The following is a 24,989-nucleotide window of genomic DNA, read 5'->3' as shown; positions in this document are numbered from 1 at the left end:
TTTCAGTGGCCCAGGTGGACGGGGTCGTGGCGTTCCTCCAGCCCCTTGCCCACCACATCGCCGAAGCCCCATTCGGCGACGTCGGCGACATAGTCGCGCGGGCTGAACAGGCGGCCGCGACAGACCTTCACGCGCGGCGCCGGCAGATCGATCTGGGCCGTCAGTCGCTGGACCAGCTCTTCCATCAGCCAGCGCGGAATCCGGTCGCGCTCGGTCGGATAGGCGAAGCGGAAGTTCAGCAGGTGCGCCGCCAGCACTTCCCAATAGAGGTCCATCTGGTCCAGCAGGCTCTTCCAGTCGATGGCGTCGGACTGTTTCAGGATGACGTGGTTCACATCCGCGCCGTCATAGCGATAGCGGTCCTGAATGAAGACCTTGGACAGGATCAAAGCCGTGGGCGGAGTGATCTGCACCTGATGGCCGTAGACGGTGATCCGGTCCTCGCTGAACCAGCTGTCGGACACGGCGATGGTGCCGTTGGACATGGCGAAGATGACGTCGAAGAAGTGTTTCTCGTCCTTCCAGACCTTGGCGATCCAGCGCTCGTCCTCGACGTCGGTGCGGTAGCCGTGCTTCTGGAAGAAGGCCAGGATGCGGGGGTAGTCGCCGGGCTTGCAGAAGACGTCCAGATCCTTGGTCGGGCGACGGATGCCGGTGTAGGCCGTGACCGCATAGGTGCCCGACAGCAGGAAGGGAATGCCGCTCTCCCTGAGCAGGCGCAGGCTCTCTTCATAGAAGGCCAGGGCGTCCGCCGGCGGCTCGAAGGTCGGTTCGGCGATCACGTCTGACATCGGCTGGGGCCCTTTGCTGGCAAGGGCGACTAAACGGCGACGCTGAACGGCGGTTCCGCAATCCTACCTAGGTCGGCCGCTACGGGATCCTTAACCCCTGCGTGTCACCGTTACGTCATGGGACTGAAGTGGGTGAACGCAGAAGGCGGGCGCTGGCGGTTTTTCCGTCACGAGGCCGGCCGCGCGGCTGGGCCGTCGCCCTACGCCTATGTGGCGTTGTTCGCCCTGTGCCTGTCTGTCGCCCAGTGGAGCATGCATGCCTTCGGCGCCACGGTTCTGTGGCCCGCCAATGCGGTGCTTCTGGCCGCCGTCCTTCAACTTCATCGTCGCCAGGCGATCGGCGTGATGCTCGGCTGCGCCGCGATCAATCTGGTCAGCAATATCGTGCGCGGCGATCCCGGCGTGATGATGTTCACCAATGTCGCCCTGAACCTGACGCAGGTCTGCGTCGCGGCCGTGTTGGCGCGCCGTTTCTGCGGGGCCGCGCTGGATATGCGACGGCCCTGGCGTCTGTTCCGCTTCGCCGTCTTCGCCGCCGTTCCCGCGGTCTTTATCAGCACCCTGCTGGCGGGCGCGGTCGCGGTGCTGATGAGCTGGAAGGTGCCGGGCACGCTGGCGTTCCGGATGCACCACCTGTTCGACATGGAACTGCTGGCGATGATGATCGTCACGCCATCCCTGCTGCTGCTGGCGCGCAATCATCGGTTCAGGGACGACGCCCAAGCCACGATGACCGAGGCGGCCGCCCTGCTGGTGCTGGTCGGCGGCGTCACGCTGTGGGTCTTCACCCAGTCGTCGGCGCCGGTGATGTTCGCGGTGCTTCCGCCGCTGATCCTTCTGGCCTTCCGGCTGGGTCCGCCGACCACCGCCTGCGCGGTGGTGCTGGTCGCGGCCATCGGCGGCGCCGCGACGCTGGGCGGGCATGGGCCGGTCGTGCTGACCCGCCTGACGCCCGATCCGGTTCTGGCCGCCTTGCCTGAGGTGATGCGCCAGATGAATGTGTTTCATCTGTTCCTGCTGTGCGTCGTCGGGTCGGTCCTGCCAATCACCACCCTGTCGACCGAGCGTCGACGGCTGACGGCGCGTCTGAGGGCGCGCACGGCGGCGGCGCTGGACGCCTTGGCCCGGGCCAGGCGCGCCGACGAAGCGAAGTCGCGCTTCCTGGCCTTGATGAGCCATGAGATGCGGACCCCCCTGACCGGGGTCACCGGCTATGCCGACCTGTTGTCGCGCTCGGCCAGCCTGGACGCGGAGGGCCATCGGCAGGTCAATGCGGTGCGCCAGTGCGGCGAATCCATGCTGCGTCTGGTCGAGGACTTGCTGGAGATTTCGCGCGGCGGCGACGAGGTCGTGCTGAAGCCCGCCGATCTGCGCGCCCTGATCCAGGACGCGGTGGCGCCGGCGCGCGAGTGGGCCGAAATCCGCGGCCTGACCTTCGACCTGCACATCGCGCCGGACGCCGAGGGCTGGGTGCTGACCGACATGCGGCGTCTGCGCCAGATCCTGCATCACCTGACGCTGAACGCCTCGAAATTCACCTCCCACGGGGGCGTGACCGTCATGGTTGATCGGCTCGAAGCCCGACTGCGGATTGCCGTGTCGGACACCGGCTGCGGCATGGACGCCGCGACACTGGCAGGCGTCTTCCGCCTGTTCGAACAGGCGGACGCCTCGACCAGCCGCGCCCACGAGGGGGCGGGCGTCGGCCTGACCCTGGCCAAGAGCCATGCCGAGCGCCTGAACGGAACCATCGTCGTCGAAAGCGTCCAGTGGCAGGGCTCGACCTTCACCGTGGAGATCGAGGCGCCCATTGCGGCCCCAGTCGAGACGGACAGCGGCGCGCCGTTGGACAGCCGTCGCATGAAGGTTCTGATCGTCGACGATCATCCCGCCAATCGCGATCTGCTGCGCATCATGCTGCAGGCCGCCGACTGCGACACCGCCGAGGCGTGCGATGGGCAGGAGGCGGTGAATGCCGTCTCGGCCGAGGCCTTCGACCTGATCCTGATGGATGTGCGTATGCCGGTTATGGATGGCTTGGCCGCCACCCGCGCGATCCGCGCCCTGGCCGATTCCGCCGGCCAGACGCCGATCCTGGCCGTCACCGCCGAGGCCATGCCCGAGGACGCCGCCCGGTGCCTGTCCACCGGCATGGACGGCCATCTGGCCAAGCCGGTGACCCAGGCCAAGCTCTACGCCGCCATCGACGAGACGCTGAGCGCGGCCGCAACTCGCCTGGACGCCCAAGCCGCCTGAGCCGTCGGGCGCGGCTTCATCCCCAGGTGCGTCCCCAAGAATGTGCGGCACGGACACAACATCTAGCGGTCGAGATAAATCGTGATCGCAAAATAGACCTATTTCGACTTGGCGCCGGGACCATCGCATCGCATGGTGAACGCCTGTTTGGAATCGCCCTCAGGTCCAGTTCGATGAACGCCATCACTCCGATCATCCTCCCCGAGCGCGCCGGTCTTCTGACCCCGTCGGCCGCCTACAAGCCGTTCCGCTATCCGTGGGCGTTCGACATGTGGAAGAAGCAGCAGCAGGTCCACTGGATGCCCGAGGAGGTGCCGCTGGGCGAGGACGTCAAGGACTGGGCCTCGACCCTGAACGACGGCGAACGCAACCTGCTGACCCAGATCTTCCGCTTCTTCACCCAGGCGGACATCGAGGTTCAGGACAACTACATGGAACGCTACGGTCGGGTCTTCAAACCGACCGAAGTGAAGATGATGCTGGCCGCCTTCGGCAATATGGAGACGATCCACATCGCGGCCTACGCCCTGCTGCTCGAGACCATCGGCATGCCCGAGAGCGAGTTCGGCGCCTTCATGGAATATGAGGCCATGCGGGACAAGCACGACTACATGGGCCAGTTCGGGGTCGATTCAGACGCCGACATCTGCCGGACCCTGGCTATGTTCGGCGGCTTCTCGGAAGGCGTTCAGCTGTTCGCGTCCTTCGCCATGCTGATGAACTTCCCACGCCAGAACAAGATGAAGGGCATGGGTCAGATCGTGTCTTGGTCGGTGCGCGACGAGAGCCTGCACTGCGAAGGCATCATCAAGCTGTACCACGCCTTCAACAAGGAGACGGGCGCCGTCACCAAGTCGGTCGCGGACGACATCGTCGACTGCTGCAAGACGGTGGTGAACATGGAGGACAAGTTCATCGACCTGGCCTTCGAGATGGGCTCTGTGAACGGCATGACGCCCGAGGACATCAAACAGTACATCCGCTTCATCGCCGACTGGCGCCTGCGTCAGCTCAAGCTGCCGGAAGTCTATGGGGTGACGGAAAACCCGCTGCCCTGGCTGCAGTCGCTGCTCAGCGGCGTCGAACACGCCAACTTCTTCGAGGCCCGCGCCACCGAATATTCCAAGGCGGCGACGCAGGGGAACTGGCACGGCGCCGACGGCGTCTGGACCGAGTTCGACCGCATGATGGCGCGCCGCGACATGAGCTTGGTCGCGGGCTGAACCCGCGACCAGGGGCGCGGCCTCAGACGGGGGCCGCGCCGATCTGTTTGAGGATGCCCAGCTCGTCGGAGCTGCCCCAACGTTCGATCATCTTGCCCTCCTCGAACCGGCCGATCTGCATCCCGCGAACCTCGATGGACTTGCCCGTAGCGGCTACGCCGTGGAAGTCGCCCTTGTGCGTGCCGGTCAGGGTGTAGGCGAAGGCCACCTGATCGCCTTCGCTGAGCATGGTCTGAGGTTCGACCTTCAGGTCGGGGAAGGCGGTCCGCATCTCGGTGAAGAAGGCCTTGAAGCCTTCGGGCCCCGGTCCCTGACCCGGTGCGGGATCGTTGTCGACGCAAGCCTCCGCCACGACCTCGGGAAAGGCGTCCAGAGCGCCCGTGTTGACGATCTCGCCGAAGCGTTTGGTTGCGGCGATATTGGCGGTGGCATCGGCCATGAAGGGTCTCTTTCGCTTGGGGTTCGATAGAGACAACCGCCCGATCCCTCTATGGTTTCAGCCGGCACGGTTTATTGCGCTGGCCGGATCCAGGCCGTCGCGCGATGAGGCCTTGCGGAGGCCCGACCGGCATAGCCGCGCCTGTTCCTGCCAAGGGGCGTAGTCGCGATCATATTGCTCCGGGCTGGCGCGGTGTCGAGGGCGTCTGGGGCGCGTTCGATCGCATGATGGCGCGGCGCGACATGAGCCTGGCCGCGGGCTGACACATCTCCCATTTCGGGCGTAGGCTCTCTCGAAAGGGAGAGCACCCCATGAGCGAAGAGATCGTCTTCTACACCAACCCCATGTCGCGCGGACGCATCGTCCGCTGGATGCTGGAGGAGGCAGGTCAACCCTATCGCACCGTCGTGGTCGATTATCCGGCGATGAAGTCGCCGGACTATCTGGCGATCAATCCGATGGGCAAGGTGCCGGCCATCGCTCATCGCGGCGTCGTCGTGACCGAATGCGCCGCCATCTGCGCCTATCTGGCCGACGCCTTTCCTGACGCCGGCCTGGCGCCGGCGACGGACGATCCGCTGCGCGGCCTTTATTATCGCTGGATGTTCTTCGCCGCCGGACCGGTCGAGGCGGCGGTGACGGCAAAGTCGCTGGGTCAACTGCCGCCGCCCGAGAAGTCGGCCATGGTCGGCTACGGCTCGTTCGATCAGGTGATCGACGGACTGGGGCATGCGCTCGATCGCAGCCCGTGGATCCTTGGCGAGCGGTTCAGCGCGGCCGATGTCTATGTCGGCAGCCAGATCGCCTGGGGACTGATGTTCAAGAGCCTGCCCGAACGGCCGGCGTTTAAGGCCTATGCCGAGCGGATCACCACCCGCCCGGCCGCTGTGCGCGCCCGCCAAATCGACGACGCCCTGATCGCCGAAGCGAAGGACAAGGCGACCTGACGGCGTTTACTGCGCCGGTTCGACCCACGCTGGCCGGGCGGTGCAGGCGGGGCGGAAGCCCGTGCGGCACAGTCGCACCTGTTCCTGCCAGGCGGCGTAGTCGCGGTCGTATTTCTCCTGCGCCAAGCGGGCGGTTTCGGCGGCGGCGCGCGCCTGTTCCTCGGCCTGACTGACCTCGATCTGATGACGGGCCAGGGCGGCGTCGTAGTCCAGACGGTTGGCGGCGTCGGTCTTGTCGGCCAGGGCGTTCTGGGCGGCGATCTCGTCGTTGAGGGCGCGGGTGGTGCGCAGTTCCTCTTCGGTCTGCTGGGCGTCGCTGGCCCGGTGATAAGCCTCGCCCCGCGCCTTCAGCAGGGCGTCGCGGCTGGCGGGATCGGCCGGGTCGGGCAGGGCGCGCTGATCGCGATAGGGGTCAGCGGTCGCCGGCGCCGTCGTCGTCTGGGCGGCGACGGGCGCGGTCAGGGCGGCGGCCAGCAGGGCGGCGGCGACGGCGGTGCGAACGATCATGACTGTCTCTCCCGAGGCCGAGGCGTTGCCCGCAGCTTGGCCATTGTGATCCTGCTGTACAACGCCGCAGCGATGAAAAGGTGGCGAAAGGCCCGGCTTCGCGTCATGGTCGATCTCTCCCGACCGCAGCCTAGCCGAGAAGATCGATGATCCTGAGCACCGCGTCCGGCGACTTCCCCATTCCTGCGGATGTCGCGCGCCAGTTGCCGAACGTGCCGGCCCTGCCCGACACGACCGCCGCGGACGCCCGGCTTCAGATCGAGGACTTCCGCCATTGGCTGGACGCCTCGCCCGAGCACGCCATCGACTACGAGCGTCTGCGGCGCTGGCATCTGGTTCAGGAAGAACTCGCGGCCCAAGCCAAGGCGGAGAACCGGCCCTTCGTCGTGTCGGACGACGGTCTGGAATAGGGCGGTTCAGCCCGGCAGGCGCAGCTCGAAAACGGCGCCTTTACCGTCGGTCTCGACCAGCCGCAGATCGCCGCCGTGAAGGGCGGCCAGCTCGCGCGAGATGGTCAGGCCCAGGCCCGAACCGTCCGAGCTCTTTGAGCTGACGAAGGGTTCGAACAGGCGTTCGGCCAGACGCGGCGGAATGCCGGGGCCGTCGTCCGCGATGCGCACGACGCAGAAGCCGTCCTGACCAAAGGCGCTGACGGTGATGGCCCCCTTGCCGCGCCGCTCGGGCGGACGCGTCGGATCGGCCTCGATGGCCTGGCGGGCGTTGCGCATCAGATTGACCAGGATGCGATACAGCTGATCCGGGTCGGCCTCGACGGCGAACCGGGGCGGCAGCTGTTTGACCAGGCGTACGCCGTCGGGGTCAAGCCCGGCGTCCTCGGCCGCCAGGGTCAGGGCCTTGGTCAGGACGACGCGGGTCTTCTGGGGCGCGGGTTCCTCGCTCTTGCCGTATTCCAGCACATTGCGCGACAGGCCGGCGGCGCGGCTGAGCGCGCGCTCCAGCCGGGGCAGGGCCTTGGCCACCTGGGGGTCGGCGGAGGTCGCCAGCCGTTCGGACGCCATCTGGGCCGAGGTCAGCATGTTTCGCAGGTCGTGGTTGATCTTGGCCACCGCCTCGCCCAGCGCGACCAAACGGGCGCGAGAACGCAGGGAATGGCGCACCTCCTCCTGCATCCGGCTGAGTTCGCGCTCGACGCGGCCGATCTCGTCGTGACGGTCGGACGGCGCCTCGGCCTCGCTTTCAGGGTCGGCGGCGAACCGTTCCATCGAGCGGGTGACGCGACGCAGCGGGCGCAGCACCAGCAGGGCCAGACCGCCATAAAGCAGGGCGCCCGCCGTCACCGACACCAGCAGCGACACCAGCAGGCTGTTCAGCAGGAAGGCGCGCAATTCCAGCTTCAACGGCTGGGCGGGGGTGACGATCTCGATGAAGTCGCCGGAACGATAGCGCGGCTTGGCCTGCACCCGCAGCGAGCGGTCCGGATGTCCGAACAGGGTGCGCCACGGGTCGGTCAGGCGCGACCAGCTGTCCTGACGCCTCAGATCGATCAGTTCGGGCGCGCGGGGCAGGTTGGGGGCCTGAAGCAGCAGGCGGCGCACGCCTTGCTCCGTCAGGGCGACCGCCTGGACCCCGCCGATCCGCATCAACTCGGCGGCCGTGTCGTCCTCGACCGCGCTATAGGGCAGGGCTTCGACCCCGACCGAGGCCAGTTCGGCGGCCTGGAGCCGGTCGCGCAGCCAGCGCTCATGGAAGGCCGCCAGGTTCGGCCCCAGGATCAAGGCCTCGACCGCCAGGGTGAAGGCGACGGTCAGCAGCAACAGCCGCGCCGACAGGCCGTCTGGCGCCCTTGGATTCAGGGTCGGGGGGGTCAGGCGCTCGCGCCACAGATTGGCCTGGTCCGGCGTCAGGTTCAGCCGCGCTGCGATCCGGTCGAACAGGGCGCTCATGCCGCCGTCGCTCCGATCCGGCGGGCGCGGATCATCTGGAACAGCTTGATGCCGATCGGCAGCAGCAGGGACAGGAAGACCACGCCCATCAACGGCCAGAAGAACTGTTGCAGCAGCATCGGCAGGTCCGGCCGCACGCCGGCGCGCAGCAGGTCGCCCAGCTGCGATCCGATCCAGGTGTAGATGAAGGTGGACGGCAGCAGGCCGATGAAGGTGGCGATGATGTAGGGTCTCAGCGGCACCGCCATCATCCCCGCTGTCGCGTTGACCAGGACGAAGGGCACGCTGGGGATCACGCGCAGGGTGAACAGGGTGGTGAAGGCGTTGCGGTCGATGCCCTTGGTCAGCCGATCCATGAAGCCGGCGTCGGCCTCGAACTTGGCGCGCAGCCAGGAACCGATCGAGGTGCGATAGACATAATAGATGACGACCGAACCGATGGTGGCCCCCGTCGACTGGGCCAGGGCCCCGACATAGGGGCCGAACATCATCCCGCCCAGCAGGGTCAGGAAGACGGGTCCGGGAATGGTCGAGGCGGTCGCCAGGGCATAGACGGCGATGAAGGCCACGAGCGCGATCCACCAGTTCTGTTGTGCATAGGCCTGAAGGTTCAGCCCGTGCTCGCGGATCAGATCCATCGACAGATAGCGGTTCCAGCCCAGGGCGAAGAAGGCGATCACCAGCCCGGCGATGGCCGCCAACGGCGCCAGCCGCAGGGCCCATTCCTTCGCCGTTCGTTTCGCCATCCGTTTCATCGTCCCGAAATGCCGTCCGAGCGTTGACTCACGCGGACATGCGACTTATACGCCCGCCCTTCCTGCGGCGGACGCCTCTTGCCCCGTCGCCCAACCTTTTAACGTCAGGAGCCGACCGTGAAGCGGACCTATCAGCCGTCGCGACTCGTGCGCAAGCGCCGTCACGGCTTCCGCAGCCGGATGGCCACCAAGAACGGCCAGAAGATTGTTGCGCGCCGTCGCGCCAAGGGCCGCAAGCGCCTGACGGCGTAAGCGGCTTACGCGTCCGGATCTTTTGGACGCATGAGCGACCCTTTACAGATCAAGCGTCTGTTGCGGCGGCCCCAGTTCCTGGCGGCCGCCAAAGGCGCTTCCGAGGCGCGTGGCGCCGTGGTGATCCAGCGGCTGGAGCGTGGCGACGGTTCGCCGCACATCGGTCTGGGCTTCACCGCCACCAAGAAGATCGGCGGGGCGGTTCAGCGCAACCGCGCCAAACGCCGTCTGCGCGAGGCCGCACGGACCATGCTGGCCCAGCATGGCGTGCCCGGAAGCGACTATGTCTTCATCGCCCGCATGGGCACGACCGAGCGTGCGTGGGACCGTCTGCTTGACGACGTGAAATCGACGCTTACAAGGCTGGCGACACCCAAGGCTCACAAGCCTTCGCACGCCCGCGCCCCCTCCGGCCAGGACCGCCAGAATCCATGAAAAACGAAAACACGCGCAACACGATCATCTTCATCGTGTGCTCGGTCCTGATCATGGGGATCTACTATTTCGCCGTGCTGCGTCCGCAGGCCGAGCGTCGCGCTGTGCAACAGCAGGCCCAGGCCGAACAGTCGCAGACCGCTGATAACGCCGCGCGCACGGCGCTGAGCCCGCAGGGCCCGACCTTTGTCACCGACCGCAGCCAGGCGCTGAGCACCGCCGCGCGTGTGCCGATCCAGTCCGGCACGCTGAAGGGTTCGCTGTCGCTTCAGGGCGGCCGGATCGACGACCTGTTCCTGACCGACTATCGCGAGGTTCAGGACAAGCCCCAGCCGGTAGAGCTGTTCCGCCCGCAGGGGATGCAGAACGCCTACTTCGCCCAGTTCGGCTGGACCGGCCCCAATGTGGCCGGCGGCGTGCCCGGACCCAATACCGTGTGGCGGCTGACCAATGGTTCGATCCTGACGCCGACGACGCCGGTCACCCTGACCTGGGACAACGGTCAGGGCCTGCGTTTCACCCGCGTGATCTCGGTCGACGACAAATACGTCTTTTCGGTGCAGGACACGGTCCAGAACCTGGGCACGCAGGCGATCACCATCGCCCCCTACGGCAGCGTCCAGCGCCAGGGCGTGCCGCCCGCAGCCGGCTCGTCGCACATCGTCCACGAGGGCGCGATCGGCACCTTCGGAAAGCCGGGCGACTACCGGACCGAGCAGAAGAAATACAAGGACTGGCTGAAGGAGCCGCGGATCGAGAACGCCTCGACCGGCGGCTGGCTGGGCATCACCGACAAATACTGGCTGGCGGCCCTGCTGCCCCAGCAGAACGAGGCGGTCGAAACCGAATTCCGCGTCCGCGACCTGAACGGCGCCCAGCAGCTGGAAGCCAATGTCCTGGGCACCACCCGCACCATCCAGCCCGGCGCCACCGCGACCGAGACCCAGCGCCTGTTCGCCGGGGTCAAGCGCGCCGAGGTGCTGAAATCCTATGAGCAGAGCCTGAACCTGCCGCGCTTCGTCTATGCGATCGACTGGGGCATGTTCTGGTTCCTGACGCGTCCGATCTTCTGGATCTTGGAGAACGTCTATGGCCTGGTCGGCAGCTTCGGCGTCGCCATCCTGGCCCTGACCGTCATCGTCAAGCTGGTGATGTTCCCGCTGGCCAACAACGCCTACGCCTCGATGTCCAAGATGCGGAACCTCCAGCCCAAGATGGAGGAGATCAAGAAGAAGTTCAAAGACGACCCGCAGAAGCAGCAGCAGGAGACGATGGCCCTGTACCAGCGCGAGAAGATCAATCCGGTCGCCGGATGCCTTCCGCTGGTGCTGCAGATCCCGGTCTTCTATGCCCTGTACAAGGTGCTGACCGTGACCATCGAAATGCGTCACCAGCCGTTCCTGGGCTTCATCCATGACCTGTCGGCGCGCGATCCGTCGTCGATCTGGAACCTGTTCGGCCTGATCCCGTGGGATCCGGCGATGGCGCCGCTGATCGGCGGCCTGTTGGCCGGCCCGCTGCACCTGGGTCTGCTGGCGATCGCCTACGGCCTGACGATGTGGCTGCAGACGGCGATGAACCCGCCGGCGGCCGATCCGGTCCAGCGCCAGATCTTCCAGTTCATGCCGCTGCTGTTCACCTTCATCATGGCGCCGTTCGCGGCGGGCCTGCTGATCTACTGGGCCTGGTCCAACATCCTGACCATCCTGCAGCAGTATGTGATCATGCACCGCTACAAGGCCGAGAACCCGATCGATGCGTTCTTCGCCCGGTTCAAGAAGTCGCCGGCGTGATCGACGAGACCGAGTTCACGCCCGAGGACATCGAGGCGGCGCGCGTCCTGTTCGCGCGGCCTGCGACCTTCGTCATGGGCGCGGCCAAGATCGAGCAGCTGCCCGACCCCGACCTACCCGAGATCGCCTTCGCCGGCCGCTCGAACGTGGGCAAGTCCAGCCTGATCAACGGGCTGGTGGGCATGCACAAGCTGGCCCGCGCCTCGAACGAGCCGGGCCGCACGCGCGAGGTCAACTTCTTCGATCTGGACGGCCGGATGCGTCTGGTCGACCTGCCCGGCTATGGCTGGGCCAAGGCGTCCAAGACCACGGTCAAGAAGTTCCAGGATCTGGGCCGCGACTATCTGCGCGGCCGGGTGACGCTGAAGCGGGTCTATCTGCTGATCGACAGCCGCCATGGCCTGAAGTCGGTGGATACGGAGGCGCTGGATGCGCTCGATCTGGCCGCCGTCAGCTATCAGATCGTCCTGACCAAGGCCGACAAGCTGAAGAAGGGCGAGGGCGAGGCCGTGCAGGCCGCGACCCTGAAGGCCATCTCCAAACGCCCAGCCGCCTTCCCGGTGGTGGCTCTGACGTCGTCGGAAAAGGGTCTGGGCCTGCCGGAACTGCGCGCCGAGATCATGCGCACGACGGGCGCGACGCTGGACTGACATTCCCTTTCGTCATCCTCCGGCAAGCCGCGCCTTCGCGGCGCAGACCGGCGGACCCAGCGGCGCGCGTGAGCGCGAACCTGTCGCGAATGCGATTTCAAGAACTGCGCTGACGATACATCGCTTTCGGCGCCGCTGGGTCCCCCGGTCTCCCCCGCTTTCGCGGTTGTCGCCGGAGGATGACGAAAGAAAAATGTTGCAAACGAAAAAGGCCCGGAGATCGCTCTCCGGGCCTTCGTCGTTCGGGTCTGTCGTCGCCCTATTGGGCGGCGGGGGCTGCCGCGCGGACCTCGACGGGGATGCCCAGGGCGTCCAGTTGCGGCTTGACCACCGAGGCGTCGCCGACCACGACCCAGACGAACCGGGACGGGTCGATGGCGGCCTTGGCGGCGGCGTCCAGCTGGGCGGCCGTCAGGGCGTTGGTGCGCGCCGCGATGGTTTCCGGATAGTCGTCCGGACGGCCCAGCAGGGCGTTGGAGCGCATGGCGCCCAGGACGGCGGCGGAAGTCTCGTAGCTGCCGGCCAGACGGCGGGTGTTGCCGTTGATCGTGCGTTGCAGCTCCTCGGGCGTCACGCCCTTGCCGCCCGAAAGGAAGTCGTTGAACTGCTGGTTCAGGGCTTCGATGGCCGGGCCGGTCTTGTCGGCCTGGACCGGGGCGGTGATCAGATAGGGCACGCGTCCGGCGAACGGATTGACCGAGGCGTTGACGCCGTAGGACCAGCTCTTGGTCTCACGCAGGTCCGAGTTGATGCGCGACAGGAAGTCGTTGCCGAGCACATTGTTCGCCGCGTTCAGCACCAACAGGTCGTCGGTGCCCGACAGGCCCAGAACCTCGCCGCCCATGATGTAGGACTGGGGCGATTGCGGACGGTCGATCAGCACGATCTTGGGCGTCGCGGCCGGGATCGGGGCCGAGAAGTCCTTGACGGCCTTGGCCGATGCGGGCGGGACCCATTGACCGAAGGCGCTGTCCAGGATCGGCGTCAGCTCGGCCAGGGGCCGGTCGGAGACGATGAACAGCTTGGCGTTGTCCGGACGGATCCACTTGGCGTAGTCGGCGCGGATGTCGGCGTCGGTGATCGCCTTGACGCTGGCCTCGTCGCCATTGCCGCTGAACGGACGGCCATAGGGGCTGTTCGGCCCATACATCAGTTCCGGCAGGGCGCGGCTGGCCAGTGCCGCCGGCTGGGTGCGCTCGGCGGCGATGCGCGACAGGCGGGTGGCGCGCAGGCGCTCCAGCTCGGCCGGGGCGAAGGCGGGATTGCGCACCACCTCGGCCATCAAATCCACCGAAGGCTTCAGGTTCGGCGTCACCGCCGACAGCTGGACGACCGAACTATCCATCGTCGCGCCAGTTGTGATGCTGGCGCCCAAGGCTTCTTGCGCCTCGGCCAGCTGCGTGGCGTTCAGGGTGCGGGTGCCCTCGTCCATCAGGTCCAGCATCAGGGTCTGTAGACCCAGTTTGGACCGGTCGTCGGCGGCCAGACCGGCGTCGAAGTCGAGCGCGATCTTTGTCGTCGGGGTGGCGTCGCGCTGGGCGTAGATCACCTCCATGCCGTTCGACAGGCGGGTGCGCTCGACGGCCGGGAAGTCGACGTTGGCGACCTGCCCGATCTCGGGCTTGGGCATGCGCGGCTTGCGCTCGATTTCCGGCGCCGGGGTGCGGTTGGCGCCGGACGGCGCGGCGGCCGCCTCCTGATAGGCTTCGCGCTGGCCGGGCAGGGTGGTCAGCGTATAGGCCGGACGGGTCAGCCACTTCTGCATCGCCGCCTTGACCTGGGCCGGCGTGACGGCGGCGTAGGCGGCCAGCTGCTTCTTGTAGAACTCAGGATCGCCGGCATAGAGCTGGCCCTCGGCGAGCGCCGTAGCCTTGCCGCCGAAGCCGCCGACTTGTTCCAGGCCCTGGATGCGGCGCGAGGCGTATTGGGTGACGACGCGGTTGATCTCGTCCTGCGTCGGGCCGTTCGCGATCAGGCCGTTCAGGATCTCGCGCATCCGCGCCTCGACGGCGGCGGGGTCTTCGCCCGGCTTGACCGTGGCGCTCATCTCGAAGATGCCGACGCGGTGGAAGGCGCTATTGCCGGCGCTGGCCGAGACGGCGGTCTGTTCGCCGCGCACCAGTTCGTTGTCCAGGCGCGAGGAGGCCAGGCCGCCCAGCACGGAGGCGGCGACGCTGAGCGGCACCGAATCCGAGTCCAGCATGCCGGGAACGGCCCAGCTGACCTCGACCTGAGCGTTCGAGACGCGGTCGTGGGTGGTTTCGCTGAGCGGGGCGGACAGGGTCGGGACCGGGGCCTGGGCGGGATTGTTCACCGGACCCTTGGCGATCGGGCCGAAGTATTTGTCGGTCAGTTCACGCGCCTTGGCGGGTGTGATGTCGCCGGCCAGCACCAGAACGGCGTTGTTGGGGCCATAGTTGGAGGTGAACCAGTCGCGCACCGTCTGCATCGAGGCGGCGTCCAGATCGGCCATCGAGCCGATGGTCGAGTGGCGATAGGGGTGGCCTTCAGGGAACAGGGCCTCCAGCTGCTTGTACTGGTTCAGGCCGTAGGGCTGGTTGTCGCCCTGACGCTTTTCGTTCTGAACGACGCCGCGTTGCAGATCGAGCGTCTCCTGGCTGATGGCGCCCAGCATGTAGCCCATGCGGTCGCTTTCCATGAACAGGGCCTGTTCCAGCGCCGGGGTCGGGACCGTCTCGAAATAGTTGGTGCGGTCGAAATAGGTGGTCCCGTTCATGTCGGTCGCGCCCATGTTGCGCATAGGCGTGAAATAGCTGCCGGGCGCATTTTCCGAGCCGCCGAACATCAGGTGTTCGAACAGGTGGGCGAAGCCGGTCTTGCCGGCGGGCTCGTCCTTGGAGCCGACATTGTACCAGACGGAGACGGCTACGACGGGGGCCTTGTGGTCCTCATGGATCAGGACGGTTAGGCCGTTGTCGAGGGTGAACTTGGTGTAGGGGATGTCGACTTCGTTGATCAGCTGCGACACCGGCGCGGCCTGAACGGCGGGCGCGGCGGCCTGACCAGCGGCCTGGGCGGCGGGTGCGGCGGCCACGGAGGCCCAGACGGGCGTTGAAACCGCCAGAAGGGCGGCGGCGGCGACGAGAGAGCCAGTGCGGCGCATGCGATATCCTCGGGATTGCAGTTGGAGGGGACCATAACGCCGGTCTGCCGCCTGGCAACGCGACCAAATGGAACATGACGAAAGGTTCATGTTCTCCCCCGCGCGACCCGGAAAAGGTTGCATCGCCGGACCCCCGGTCTTATGCGCGCGTCAACTCCCTGACTGACCGCCCCTTGCTGAAAGAGCCGCCATGTCCGCCCCCGCCGACAAGCCCGTCAAGAAAGTCGTCCTCGCCTATTCGGGCGGGCTGGACACCTCGATCATCCTGAAGTGGCTGCAGACCGAGTATAACGCCGAGGTCGTGACCTTCACCGCCGACCTGGGTCAGGGCGAGGAGCTTGGCCCCGCACGCGAGAAGGCGCTGAAGCTGGGCATCAAGCCCGAGAATATCTTCATCGACGACCTGCGCGAAGAGTTCGTGCGCGACTTCGTCTTCCCCATGTTCCGCGCCAACGCCCAATATGAGGGCGACTATCTGCTGGGCACCTCCATCGCCCGACCCCTGATCTCCAAGCGCCAGATCGAGATCGCCCGTCAGGTCGGCGCCGACGCCGTCTGTCACGGCGCGACCGGCAAGGGCAACGATCAGGTCCGGTTCGAGCTGGGCTATTATGCGCTGGAGCCTGACATCCGCGTCATCGCCCCATGGCGCGAGTGGGAATTCCGCAGCCGCGAGGCCCTGCTGGACTTCGCCGAGAAGAACCAGATCCCCATCGCCAAGGACAAGCGCGGCGAGGCGCCCTTCAGCGTCGACGCCAACCTTCTGCACTCCTCGTCCGAGGGCAAGGTGCTGGAAGACCCGGCGGTCGAGGCCCCCGAGTTCGTCCACCAGCGCACGATCAGCCCCGAAGACGCGCCGGATAAGGCCACCGTCATCGAGATCGGCTTCGAAAAGGGCGACGCCGTCTCGATCAACGGCGAGGCCATGTCGCCCGCCACGATCCTGACCGCGCTGAACCAGTACGGCCACGACAACGGCATCGGCCGTCTGGACCTGGTCGAGAACCGTTTCGTCGGCATGAAGTCGCGCGGCGTCTATGAGACCCCCGGCGGGACCATCCTGATTGCGGCGCACCGCGGCATCGAAAGCATCACCCTGGACGGCGGCTCCATGCACCTGAAGGATCAGCTGATGCCGAAATACGCCGAGCTGATCTACAACGGCTTCTGGTTCTCGCCCGAGCGCGAAATGCTTCAGGCCGCCATCGACAAGAGCCAGGAAAACGTCTCCGGCACGGTCAAGGTCAAGCTGTACAAGGGCAATGTCTCGGTCATCGGCCGCGAGAGCCCCAACAGCCTGTACGATCAGGACCTGGTGACCTTCGAAGAAGGCGTCCAGGCCTACGACCACAAGGACGCGGCCGGCTTCATCAAGCTGAATGCGCTGCGCCTGCGCGTCCTGGCCAAGCGCGACGCGCGCAAGAGCTAGGGCGTCTTGTCCGACCGGGCGATCCTGAGGATGGCCCGGTTTCGGTCATCCGTGACGCAGATCGATCCGTCGGCGGCGACGGCCAGCACGACCGGCGCGCCGCGCGGCTGACGGCCTGCGATCGTATCCCAACCCGGCGTCAGCACCTTGCCGCGTATGCTGGGCGCGCCGGGGGGATAGGACAGGGCGCCGCGCGGATAGATGGCGTAGCGGCCGCCGATATCGGTCAGGGGTCGGCCCTCGCCGTCCGTCTCGGCCGCCACGATCCGGCCGCCCGCGCGACGATAGCCGTGCCAGCTCATCAGCAACCGGCCGCGCAGTTCGGGGAACATCGCCCCATCGTAATAGATCAGGTCCAGCGGCGCGGCGTGCGGCGGCAGCAGGGCAACCGGGCGGTCGCGCTGGCTGCATCGCGCCTGGCCCGCGTTCCAGCCCGGCAGGGGCGTCGCCAGATCCACGCAATAGGGCCAGCCGTAATGGCCGCCCTGACGCAGGACATTGATCTCGTCATAGGGATGGTCGGGCGTGGTCAGGTCGACGGAGTTCTCACCTTGCAGGATCGTGCCCGACGGGTGCCGGACCAAGGCGATGGAGTTTCGCAGGCCGGAGGCGAAAACGGTGCTGTCCTCGGCCCAGCGGCCGTTTCCCCGATAGGCGTGACGCCGCACCTGGGCCGTCGCCGCGCTGTCGATACAGGCGCCCGCCGCATTGGCGCGCGCCCGGCCTCGCGCATCCACGCAGCGGTCGCTGGGGGCGCCGACATTGACCAGCAGGTCGCCGTTCGCATCGAAGACGAAGCTGGACAGGGGGTGGCGATTGGCGTGCAGACGATTGTCAGGCAGGTCGCCGATCACGGTGTGCACCGTCGCCGCCGGATCGGCCGCGTCGGGGTCCAGCGTCAGGATGCGGTTCATCTCGGACACATAGATGCGCCCGTCCGGCCCGCGCGCCGCAGTGTGCGGCATGCTCAGGCCTTGCGCCAGCCGTCGCCAGCGCGGTGCGCCATTGGCGCCGAACGACAGCCGCCAGATGGCGCCGCGTTCCTGGTCCCAACTGCCCAGATCCGTCACCAACCAGTCGCCGTTCGATAGCGCCAGCAGGCCGCGCGGCATTCGCGGTCCCTCGGCCCCCGCGCCCTGCCAGACCAGCCCCAGGCAATAGCCCGGCGCCATCCGCACGGTGGTCATCGAACGGCCGCCGCATTCGCCGTCGGTCGCATAGGCACCCTGGGCCGCCCTCGCGCTGACAGGCGCGGCGACGAGCAGGGACAGCAGGGCCAGAAGGCGGACGGTCTTCATGGGTGGAGAAGCCCCGACACACAGCCTGAGATCAAGTGCGGCGTCAGATCAGACCCTGCTCGCGCGCCGCCGCCGTCAGGCCGTCGCGAAACTCGGGCGCGGCCAGGGCGATCAGGGCGCGGACGCGCTCGCTGGACGACTTGCCCTTCAGATTGGTCCAGCCGTGTTCGGTGGCGACGATGTGGGTGTCGTTGCGCGGCGTGGTGACCGGCCCGTCCAGACGCGCGACGATGCGCGAGGCCGTGCCCTTCGCCGCCGTGGAATGACAGGCGATGATCGACTTGCCGCCCTCCGATCCATAGGCGCCGCGCACGAAGTCCAGCTGGCCCCCGGCGGCCGTGAACTGGCGCCCGTTCAAGAACTCCGAGCAGCAGGCGCCGGTCAGGTCGATCTGAAGCGTGGCGTTCACCGAGATCATCTTCGCATTGCGCGCGATCACGGCCGGGTCGTTCACATAGGAGACCGGATGGGCCTCCATGCCGCGATTGCCGTCCAGGAATTCATAGGTGTTGAGGTCGCCCATCGAGAAGGCGAAGACGCCCACGCCCCGATGCAGGGTCTTGCGGGCATGGTTGGCCACGCCGGCCTGCATCAGCTCGACCAGGCCGGGCGTCAGCATCTCGGTATGAACGCCCAGATCGCGGTGGTCCATCAGGGCGTCGCAGACGGCGTTGGGCAGGGCCCCGATCCCCATCTGAAGCGTCGCCCCGTCCTCGACCAGGCCGGCGATGATGCGGCCGATGACCAGGTCCGCCGGCTGAGGCTCGGCGCGCGGCACGACCAGCAGGGGCGCGGCATGTTCGACGATGCCGGCGACCTGGGACACATGGACGGTGCAGTCGCCGAACACGCGCGGCATGTGCGGATTGACTTCGACGATCACCGTCCGGGCCGTCTGCGATACCGGCTTGGCGTAGTCGGTGTTGGTCCCGAACGAGAAGAAGCCGTCCGCATCCATCGGCGAGACGGTGCAGATCAGCGCGTCCACCTTGACCTCGTCGCACAACAGGCGGGGCGACTGCTGAAAGCCGGTGGGTATGAACTGCACGGGGTTGGGGCGACCCTCCTCGTGCGCGCGTTGTTCCAGCCGGCGTTCGATGGCGCTGTGGAACAGGCTCCAGGGGCGGATCCGGTCCATCAGCTCATAGCGCAGCACCGTGTCCCCCGCGATGGCGGTCGAGAGCAGATAATAGAGGTTCACATCCTCGACCTCGCCACGCGCGGCCCGTTCGGCCAGGGCCTTGAGCAGGGCGGGCGGCTGGGACACGCCGAGCCCCATGGCCACCTTGGCGCCCGAGACGATCAGGGCGGCGGCCTGGTCGGGGGTCTTCAGCCGTTCGGCGTAGAGGGCGGCGTGGTCCATGGCGTGCGTCTCCGTCATGTCTCCAGACTAGCCTGCCGCGCGGCGGATGGCGGGCCTAGACTTTGGTCGGGTCGGGCGAGGCTTCGATCGGGGAGGCTTCGTCCTGCAGCGCCGCGCGATGACGCTTCTGCCAGCGCGCCACCCCATAGGCGACCAGCCAAAGGGCCATGGCCCAGGCGGCGCCGACCGCCCAGCCGGCGAAGACGTCAGTGGCCCAGTGGGCGCCCAGATAGATGCGTGTCAGCCCGACCAGCAGGGCCAGCAGAATGCCGACGCCCAGGACAAAGACCTTGAACCGCTCGCGCGGGAAGGCGCGGGTCAGCATGACGGCGACGCTGAGATAGAAGACGGTGGATAGCAGGGCGTGGCCTGAGGGGAAGCTGGCGTTGATCGTCTCCACCGCCTGCATGGCCGCAGGCGGACGGGCGCGTTCGAACACCGCCTTCAGACCCTCCGAGAGTATGACGCCGCCGGCGAGGCCCACGACCAGCAGCAGGGACGACAGCCATTTCCGCTGGCTTAGCAGAAAGACGATCACGATCAGGGCGAACAGCCCCAGCACCGAGATGCCGCCCAGCGAGGTGATGTCCGCCGCCGCCTCCTTCAGCCACCACGGCCCCCACGGTCGGCCCGGATCATCGGCATAGGGGCGCATCAGCGCCAGGACATGAAGATCGAAGGCCTGGCCCTCGCCCTCGGTCATCTCATCGGCGAGACCGGCGAAGGTCAGAACGCCGCCGGCGACGACCAACAGGGCCAGAAGCGCGGCGATCTCCGTGCGAGCGACCGCCAGGGCGCGTATCAAAAAGGCGCGTACGTCAGAAAGCGTCATGGGCGAGCCAACGGCCAAGCTGGACAGTCGTTCCGATCACGCGTTCGTGATCACGCCGTCGCAGGCGCGCAGAACGGACGTGCTGGCTTGCGTGCGGGCTTTTCCCCAGACGGCTGGGACTTGTCCGACCGATTCGCCCACAATGGTCGGCGTCAACCCGTTGACGGGTCATTAGGCATATGCGCCCTATATGTGGGCTCGGGGAGCGCAGAGGCCACAAGATGATGTGGTCGCGGCGCGGGCGGCTCAAACGATTTTTTGTTCAGGACGCAGATGACCATGGCTGGCGGCGAGGCATTGAAGACGACGGAATTCCAAGGCGTTGCGGCGACGCCGACGCCGGAGCGCCCCCACCTGACCGTGGTCAAATCGGTCCAGGTGGACCGGTCGCGCGACGATCTGCTGACCGACTTCGGCAAGAAGACGCTGGAAGATCGCTATCTGCTGCCGGGCGAAAGCTATCAGGACATGTTCGCGCGCGTCTCGACCGCCTTCTCGGACGACGCCGAACACGCCCAGCGCCTGTACGACTATATGAGCCGCCTGTGGTTCATGCCGGCGACTCCGGTCCTGTCGAACGGCGGCGCGGATCGCGGCCTGCCGATCTCCTGCTTCCTGAACGCGGTGGGCGACAGCCTGGACGGCATCCAGAACGTCTGGAACGAGAACGTGGCCCTGGCCTCGAACGGCGGCGGCATCGGCACCTATTGGGGCGGCGTCCGCTCCATCGGCGAAAAGGTGAAGGGCGCGGGCAAGACCTCGGGCATCATCCCCTTCATCCGCGTGATGGACAGCCTGACGCTGGCGATCAGCCAGGGCTCGCTGCGTCGCGGTTCGGCCGCCGTCTATCTGGACATCCACCACCCGGAAATCGAAGAGTTCCTGGAGATCCGCAAACCGTCCGGCGACTTCAATCGCAAGTCCCTGAACCTGCACCACGGCATCAACGTCACCGACGAGTTCATGGAAGCCGTCAAGGTCGGCGGAACCTTCGACCTGAAGTCGCCCAAGGACGGCGCGGTCATGAAGACTGTCGACGCCCGTTCGCTGTGGACCAAGCTGCTCGACATCCGCATGCAGACCGGCGAGCCCTATCTGATCTTCTCGGACACGGTGAACCGCCAGATGGCGCCGCACCAGCGCGACCTGGGCCTGAAGGTCAAACAGTCGAACCTGTGCGCCGAAATCATGCTGCACACCGGCCGCGACCACCTCGGCGTGGACCGGACCGCCGTCTGCTGCCTGTCGTCGGTGAACGCCGAGACCTTCCTGGAGTGGCGCGAGGAACCGCGCTTCGTCGAGGACCTGATGCGGTTCCTGGACAATGTGCTGGAAGACTTCATCCGCCGCGCCCCGCCCGCCATGGCCGCCGCCGTCTATTCGGCCAAGCGCGAGCGTTCGGTGGGTCTGGGCCTGATGGGCTTCCACTCCTTCCTGCAAGGGCAGGGCGTGGCCTTCGAAAGCGCCATGGCCAAGTCGTGGAACATGCGCCTGTTCAAGCATCTGCGCCGCGAGGCCGACAAGGCCAGCCGCCTGCTAGCCGAGGAGAAGGGCCCGTGCCTGGACGCCGAGGAGCGCGGCGTGATGGAACGGTTCAGCCACAAGCTGGCGATCGCCCCCACCGCCTCGATCTCGATCATCTGCGGCGGCACGTCTGCGGGCATCGAGCCGATCCCGGCCAACATCTACACCCACAAAACCCTGTCGGGCTCATTCGCGGTGAAGAACCCCTATCTGGAGCGCCTGCTCGACGAAAAGGGCATCAACACCGAGGCGGTGTGGAGCTCCATTCTGGAGAACGAAGGTTCGGTCCAGCACCTCGACGCCTTGAACGAGGACGAGAAGGGCGTGTTCAAGACCGCCTTCGAACTGGACCAGCGCTGGGTGATCGAATTGGCCGCCGACCGCGCGCCGGAAATCTGCCAGGCCCAGTCGCTGAACCTGTTCATCCCCGGCGACGTGAACAAGTGGGACCTGCATATGCTGCACTGGTCCGCCTGGGAGCGCGGCGTGAAGTCGCTTTACTATCTGCGCTCCAAGTCGGTGCAGCGCGCCGCCTTCGCGGGCGCCGAGGACAAGGCCGAAGAGGTGGTCGATCCGAACCAGCCCGACCTCTTCTCCATGCCCAAGACCGACTACGACGAGTGCCTGGCCTGCCAATAAGGCCTTCTCCACCGCACGACCCGAGGGGCTCCGCGACAGCGGGGCCCTTTTTCGTTTTGGAACCCCGGCTGGTCGTCCTCGTTGAAAAGCGACGAAACCATGACCAAAAGCCGTTGGACTCTTGCGCCTGAGGGTTGCAGTGTGTGTCCAGCGGATCGGTGGGGAGACCGGATGCGATTAAAGGCCTGTATTGTCGGCTTGGGGGGCGTGTTGGCGATGGCTGGCGCGAGCGCCGCCTGTGCACAGACCTGGGCCCCCAACGCCTTCGACGCCTCGCCCGATGTCACAGCTCGCCTGACCGAACAGACCAGTTTCCGCGTTGCGCCGGACGCCCGGTTCGGCGCCCAGATCGAAATCCCGACCGCCTTTCGTCCCGACGACCGATCCGGCCTGTCCGCCAGCACGCGCAACGACGTCTGGATCGATCGCACCGACTTCACCGACCGGGTGACGCTGGAGACGGCCGGCCGTCTGCGCCGCGCCGACGGCTCGCCCCTGCCGGTGACGCCCGTCGATCGGGCCGAGTTGGATCCCGACGCCTATGACCTGCGCTATGTCCGCGGTTTCCGCGGCGCGCGCGGTCATACCGCCTCGGGCCTCGAAGTCAGCCTGACGCCCCACGCGGGCCTGGGCGTCGGCAGCGAAGGCCGTTCGGCCGAGGCCGGCGTTACGCTCAAGATCGGCGAAGGGCTGGATCGTCTGGCCCCCAACGGCCGCGAACGGTTCGGCGAGCGGCCGCGCTGGTATCTGTACGCCGCTGGATCGGGCCGGGCCGTGGGCTACAACTTCGCCCGTACGCGCGACGGCGACTACGCCCGCTCCGGCTACACCCAGGACAAGGGCAGCTTCCTGGGCGACGCCTCGATCGGCGTGGCCTATCGCAAGGGCGACATGCAGACCTCGTTCGGCGTCGTCTATCGCGAGATCGACGCCGGCAAGGGTCTGCGCGGCATGAACGGTCTGGACACTGACGTCAGCGAAGGCCTGCTGGCCTTCCAGCTGTCGATCCGCCCCGGCCGCTGAACCTTTAGCGAACCTCCGAGACCGCCACGCCCTCGCGACGCGGGTCGGCTCCCCCATCCCAGCGACCGTAGCGCCAGATCGCGCCGTGCAGGCCCGAGGTCTCGGTGGCGTTCGGCTTCAGGGCCATGCCCGCCGCCGCGAGGGCGTCGCGGATATCCGGCGCGATCATATCGGTGTCGGCCCCGACCATCTCGCCCCGCACCACCAGATTGGGCAGGGCGATCGCCTGCTGCATCGACAGGCCCCAATCCATCGTCCCGACCAAGGTCTTGGCGACATAGGCCAGGATGCTGGATCCGCCCGGCGAGCCGATGGCGCCGACCAGCCGTCCCTGACGATCCAGGATCAGCACCGGCGTCATCGACGAGCGCGGCCGCTTGCCCGCCGCCACCGCATTGGCGGCCGGATGACCGTCCTCTAGCGGCGTGAAGGAGAAGTCCGTCAGCTGGTTGTTCAGGAAGAAGCCGTCGACCATCCGTCCATTGCCGAAGATGCTCTCGACCGTCGTGGTCATGCTGACCGCATTGCCCCAGGCGTCGACCACGACCATGTGCGAGGTGCCGCCCGGCTCGGCCGTTTGGTCGGCCCCGCGCGGCGGCGATCCCGTCGGGGCGCCGGCCTCGACCGGCCCGTTCACCTGCGGGGCCAGGGCGGCGCGCGACGCGACATAATCGGGATCCAGCAGACCCGCGATCGGCACGCCGACAAAGTCGTTGTCGCCGATATAGCGGTCCCGGTCGGCGTACATCAGCCTCTGCAGCCGCCCGAACGCGACCCAGGCCTCAGGGCTCTTCGCCCCCTTGCCCAGATCGGGCGTCGCCTCGGCCATGGCCAGGAACTGCAGCAATGCCACCCCGCTGGATGGCGGCGGCGGCACGCAGACCACATAGGCCTGATACGGCCGGCAAATGGCGTCGCGGCGCAAGGGCCGATAGCCGGCGATGTCCGCCTCGGTCAAGCCGCCGGGACGCGGCCCTTCGCGAACCGCCGCCGCGATGTCAGCCCCGATCGGCCCGCCATAGACGACGCCCGGCCCCTGTTGCGCCAACCGCGCGACCGTGTCGGCGTAGGCCGGGTTCTTCAGCGTATCGCCCGCCTGATACCGCGTGCCGTCCGGCTTGGTGAAATAGGCGCTGGCCCAGCGCGTCCGCGCCTGGGGATAGCTGCTGTTGATCATGCCGGCCAGACGCGGGCTGACCGTGAACCCGTCGCGCGCCAGCCGCTCGGCGTCCCCGAACAGATCGCGCCAGGCCAGCTTGCCATGATCCTTCTGCGCCATCGCCAGCATGGCCACCGCCCCCGGCGCCCCGGTCGAGCGGCCGGACAACACCGCGTCTATGAAGGGCAGGGGCTTGCCGTCCTCATAAAACAGTTCGGGCCTCGCCGAGGCCGGCGCCGTCTCGCGCCCGTCATAGGCCGTGACGGTCCCGGTCTCGGCGTCATAACTCATCAGGAAGGCCCCGCCGCCCAATCCCGACGACTGCGGCTCCACCAGACCCAGAACCGCCTGGATCGCCACCGCCGCATCCACCGCCGATCCGCCGCGCCGCAATACGGCCATCCCCGCTTCGACCGCCAGCGGATTCGCCGCCGCGACGAACGGCCCCCGAGCGGGCGATGCGGCCGGCGACGGGGCCGAAACGGCCGGCGGCGGCGTTGTCGCCGGCACGGGTGCGCCTTGGCTGGCTGTCGCGGTCTGGCATCCCGCCATCAGGACGGGAACCAGCACAGCGGCGATCTGGCGACGGAAAGAACGCATGGAAGATCCGAAAGCAGGGGAGCGTCAGACAGGCCTAAGCCGTCGC

At 67.1% G+C, this 24,989-nt stretch carries 21 protein-coding genes; 11 read left to right on the top strand and 10 right to left on the bottom strand.

Going from position 1 to position 24,989, the window contains the following annotated elements:
- Positions 1 to 2: 2 nt before the first annotated feature.
- On the bottom strand, positions 3 to 791 hold the full coding sequence (locus tag KAK88_RS01190; protein ID WP_242077542.1) for a nucleotidyltransferase family protein: 789 nt from the start codon (positions 789 to 791) through the stop codon (positions 3 to 5).
- A 132-nt stretch (positions 792 to 923) separates the two neighbouring features.
- On the opposite strand from KAK88_RS01190, the gene KAK88_RS16005 reads away from it, so the two are divergent.
- Both KAK88_RS16005 and KAK88_RS01175 read left to right on the top strand, forming a co-directional pair.
- Positions 924 to 3,047, top strand: a complete 2,124-nt coding sequence (locus KAK88_RS16005; protein WP_277928812.1) for a response regulator — start codon at positions 924 to 926, stop codon at positions 3,045 to 3,047.
- Between the two features lie 173 nt (positions 3,048 to 3,220).
- On the top strand, positions 3,221 to 4,270 hold the full coding sequence (locus tag KAK88_RS01175) for a ribonucleotide-diphosphate reductase subunit beta (RefSeq protein WP_112862969.1): 1,050 nt from the start codon (positions 3,221 to 3,223) through the stop codon (positions 4,268 to 4,270).
- A 22-nt stretch (positions 4,271 to 4,292) separates the two neighbouring features.
- Here the strand turns inward: KAK88_RS01175 and KAK88_RS01170 are convergent, their stop codons facing one another.
- Positions 4,293 to 4,709 carry an ester cyclase gene (locus KAK88_RS01170; protein ID WP_242077541.1) on the bottom strand — a complete coding sequence of 139 codons (417 nt, stop codon included), beginning with the start codon at positions 4,707 to 4,709 and terminating at the stop codon, positions 4,293 to 4,295.
- 311 nt (positions 4,710 to 5,020) lie between these two features.
- Here KAK88_RS01170 and KAK88_RS01165 point away from each other — a divergent pair, with 311 nt between their 5' ends.
- Positions 5,021 to 5,656: a glutathione S-transferase family protein gene (locus tag KAK88_RS01165; RefSeq protein ID WP_242077540.1), complete on the top strand. Its 636-nt coding sequence runs from the start codon at positions 5,021 to 5,023 to the stop codon at positions 5,654 to 5,656.
- A gap of 6 nt (positions 5,657 to 5,662) precedes the next feature.
- Here KAK88_RS01165 and KAK88_RS01160 read toward each other — a convergent pair whose 3' ends face one another.
- Entirely contained in the window at positions 5,663 to 6,163 is a 501-nt protein-coding gene (locus KAK88_RS01160) for a hypothetical protein (RefSeq protein ID WP_039246565.1), read from the bottom strand.
- Between the two features lie 146 nt (positions 6,164 to 6,309).
- On the opposite strand from KAK88_RS01160, the gene KAK88_RS01155 reads away from it, so the two are divergent.
- Positions 6,310 to 6,573 (top strand): hypothetical protein, encoded by a 264-nt coding sequence (locus tag KAK88_RS01155; protein WP_039246564.1) that lies wholly within the window; start codon positions 6,310 to 6,312, stop codon positions 6,571 to 6,573.
- Between the two features lie 6 nt (positions 6,574 to 6,579).
- Here KAK88_RS01155 and KAK88_RS01150 read toward each other — a convergent pair whose 3' ends face one another.
- Positions 6,580 to 8,067, bottom strand: coding sequence for a sensor histidine kinase (locus tag KAK88_RS01150; protein WP_242077539.1), 1,488 nt, complete (start codon positions 8,065 to 8,067; stop codon positions 6,580 to 6,582).
- Positions 8,064 to 8,813, bottom strand: coding sequence for a TVP38/TMEM64 family protein (locus tag KAK88_RS01145; protein ID WP_242077538.1), 750 nt, complete (start codon positions 8,811 to 8,813; stop codon positions 8,064 to 8,066). The genes KAK88_RS01150 and KAK88_RS01145 overlap by 4 nt, the downstream gene beginning before the upstream one ends.
- Before the next feature lie 126 nt (positions 8,814 to 8,939).
- Here KAK88_RS01145 and rpmH point away from each other — a divergent pair, with 126 nt between their 5' ends.
- Genes rpmH through yihA form a run of 4 tightly spaced genes read left to right on the top strand, consistent with a single transcriptional unit; the run spans position 8,940 to position 11,952 of the window.
- A complete protein-coding gene (gene rpmH, locus KAK88_RS01140) occupies positions 8,940 to 9,074 on the top strand; it encodes a 50S ribosomal protein L34 (RefSeq protein ID WP_003164000.1) in 135 nt (44 codons plus the stop codon).
- Positions 9,075 to 9,104: 30 nt separating this feature from the next.
- Positions 9,105 to 9,509: a ribonuclease P protein component gene (gene rnpA / locus KAK88_RS01135; protein ID WP_242077537.1), complete on the top strand. Its 405-nt coding sequence runs from the start codon at positions 9,105 to 9,107 to the stop codon at positions 9,507 to 9,509.
- Positions 9,506 to 11,302, top strand: a complete 1,797-nt coding sequence (gene yidC / locus KAK88_RS01130) for a membrane protein insertase YidC (protein ID WP_017505046.1) — start codon at positions 9,506 to 9,508, stop codon at positions 11,300 to 11,302. The genes rnpA and yidC overlap by 4 nt, the downstream gene beginning before the upstream one ends.
- Entirely contained in the window at positions 11,299 to 11,952 is a 654-nt protein-coding gene (gene yihA / locus KAK88_RS01125; protein WP_055809369.1) for a ribosome biogenesis GTP-binding protein YihA/YsxC, read from the top strand. The genes yidC and yihA overlap by 4 nt, the downstream gene beginning before the upstream one ends.
- A gap of 259 nt (positions 11,953 to 12,211) precedes the next feature.
- Here the strand turns inward: yihA and KAK88_RS01120 are convergent, their stop codons facing one another.
- Positions 12,212 to 15,076 (bottom strand): M16 family metallopeptidase, encoded by a 2,865-nt coding sequence (locus tag KAK88_RS01120; protein ID WP_242077536.1) that lies wholly within the window; start codon positions 15,074 to 15,076, stop codon positions 12,212 to 12,214.
- Positions 15,077 to 15,266: 190 nt separating this feature from the next.
- Between KAK88_RS01120 and KAK88_RS01115 the strand changes: the two genes are divergently transcribed.
- A complete protein-coding gene (locus KAK88_RS01115) occupies positions 15,267 to 16,505 on the top strand; it encodes an argininosuccinate synthase (protein ID WP_045810901.1) in 1,239 nt (412 codons plus the stop codon).
- Here KAK88_RS01115 and KAK88_RS01110 read toward each other — a convergent pair.
- Genes KAK88_RS01110 through KAK88_RS01100 form a run of 3 tightly spaced genes read right to left on the bottom strand, consistent with a single transcriptional unit; the run spans position 16,502 to position 19,998 of the window.
- Positions 16,502 to 17,803 carry a PQQ-dependent sugar dehydrogenase gene (locus tag KAK88_RS01110; protein WP_242077535.1) on the bottom strand — a complete coding sequence of 434 codons (1,302 nt, stop codon included), beginning with the start codon at positions 17,801 to 17,803 and terminating at the stop codon, positions 16,502 to 16,504. The two genes, KAK88_RS01115 and KAK88_RS01110, sit on opposite strands and share 4 nt — an antisense overlap.
- A 43-nt stretch (positions 17,804 to 17,846) precedes the next feature.
- Positions 17,847 to 19,184: an acetyl-CoA hydrolase/transferase family protein gene (locus KAK88_RS01105; RefSeq protein ID WP_277928811.1), complete on the bottom strand. Its 1,338-nt coding sequence runs from the start codon at positions 19,182 to 19,184 to the stop codon at positions 17,847 to 17,849.
- A 37-nt stretch (positions 19,185 to 19,221) separates the two neighbouring features.
- Complete coding sequence (locus KAK88_RS01100; protein ID WP_242077534.1) at positions 19,222 to 19,998, bottom strand: phosphatase PAP2 family protein; 777 nt, start codon at positions 19,996 to 19,998, stop codon at positions 19,222 to 19,224.
- A 273-nt stretch (positions 19,999 to 20,271) separates the two neighbouring features.
- Between KAK88_RS01100 and KAK88_RS01095 the strand changes: the two genes are divergently transcribed.
- Positions 20,272 to 22,161: a ribonucleoside-diphosphate reductase subunit alpha gene (locus KAK88_RS01095; RefSeq protein WP_242077533.1), complete on the top strand. Its 1,890-nt coding sequence runs from the start codon at positions 20,272 to 20,274 to the stop codon at positions 22,159 to 22,161.
- A gap of 216 nt (positions 22,162 to 22,377) precedes the next feature.
- Entirely contained in the window at positions 22,378 to 23,184 is an 807-nt protein-coding gene (locus KAK88_RS01090; protein WP_242077532.1) for a lipid A-modifier LpxR family protein, read from the top strand.
- A 4-nt stretch (positions 23,185 to 23,188) separates the two neighbouring features.
- Here the strand turns inward: KAK88_RS01090 and KAK88_RS01085 are convergent, their stop codons facing one another.
- Positions 23,189 to 24,943 carry a gamma-glutamyltransferase family protein gene (locus KAK88_RS01085; protein WP_242077531.1) on the bottom strand — a complete coding sequence of 585 codons (1,755 nt, stop codon included), beginning with the start codon at positions 24,941 to 24,943 and terminating at the stop codon, positions 23,189 to 23,191.
- Positions 24,944 to 24,989 lie beyond the last annotated feature (46 nt).

It is taken from the genome of Brevundimonas diminuta (assembly GCF_022654015.1).
Taxonomy (GTDB): Bacteria; Pseudomonadota; Alphaproteobacteria; order Caulobacterales; family Caulobacteraceae; genus Brevundimonas; species Brevundimonas diminuta_C.
This window is presented reverse-complemented; position numbering and strand designations above follow the sequence as displayed.

Coding starts and splice junctions, on each gene's coding strand:
- KAK88_RS01190 (WP_242077542.1), bottom strand. CDS start 791: ATGTCAGACGTGATCGCCGAACCGACCTTCGAGCCGCCGGCGGACGCC.
- KAK88_RS01175 (WP_112862969.1), top strand. CDS start 3,221: ATGAACGCCATCACTCCGATCATCCTCCCCGAGCGCGCCGGTCTTCTG.
- KAK88_RS01170 (WP_242077541.1), bottom strand. CDS start 4,709: ATGGCCGATGCCACCGCCAATATCGCCGCAACCAAACGCTTCGGCGAG.
- KAK88_RS01165 (WP_242077540.1), top strand. CDS start 5,021: ATGAGCGAAGAGATCGTCTTCTACACCAACCCCATGTCGCGCGGACGC.
- KAK88_RS01160 (WP_039246565.1), bottom strand. CDS start 6,163: ATGATCGTTCGCACCGCCGTCGCCGCCGCCCTGCTGGCCGCCGCCCTG.
- KAK88_RS01155 (WP_039246564.1), top strand. CDS start 6,310: ATGATCCTGAGCACCGCGTCCGGCGACTTCCCCATTCCTGCGGATGTC.
- KAK88_RS01150 (WP_242077539.1), bottom strand. CDS start 8,067: ATGAGCGCCCTGTTCGACCGGATCGCAGCGCGGCTGAACCTGACGCCG.
- KAK88_RS01145 (WP_242077538.1), bottom strand. CDS start 8,813: ATGGCGAAACGAACGGCGAAGGAATGGGCCCTGCGGCTGGCGCCGTTG.
- rnpA (WP_242077537.1), top strand. CDS start 9,105: ATGAGCGACCCTTTACAGATCAAGCGTCTGTTGCGGCGGCCCCAGTTC.
- yidC (WP_017505046.1), top strand. CDS start 9,506: ATGAAAAACGAAAACACGCGCAACACGATCATCTTCATCGTGTGCTCG.
- KAK88_RS01120 (WP_242077536.1), bottom strand. CDS start 15,076: ATGCGCCGCACTGGCTCTCTCGTCGCCGCCGCCGCCCTTCTGGCGGTT.
- KAK88_RS01115 (WP_045810901.1), top strand. CDS start 15,267: ATGTCCGCCCCCGCCGACAAGCCCGTCAAGAAAGTCGTCCTCGCCTAT.
- KAK88_RS01110 (WP_242077535.1), bottom strand. CDS start 17,803: ATGAAGACCGTCCGCCTTCTGGCCCTGCTGTCCCTGCTCGTCGCCGCG.
- KAK88_RS01105 (WP_277928811.1), bottom strand. CDS start 19,184: ATGACGGAGACGCACGCCATGGACCACGCCGCCCTCTACGCCGAACGG.
- KAK88_RS01100 (WP_242077534.1), bottom strand. CDS start 19,998: ATGACGCTTTCTGACGTACGCGCCTTTTTGATACGCGCCCTGGCGGTC.
- KAK88_RS01095 (WP_242077533.1), top strand. CDS start 20,272: ATGACCATGGCTGGCGGCGAGGCATTGAAGACGACGGAATTCCAAGGC.
- KAK88_RS01090 (WP_242077532.1), top strand. CDS start 22,378: ATGGCTGGCGCGAGCGCCGCCTGTGCACAGACCTGGGCCCCCAACGCC.
- KAK88_RS01085 (WP_242077531.1), bottom strand. CDS start 24,943: ATGCGTTCTTTCCGTCGCCAGATCGCCGCTGTGCTGGTTCCCGTCCTG.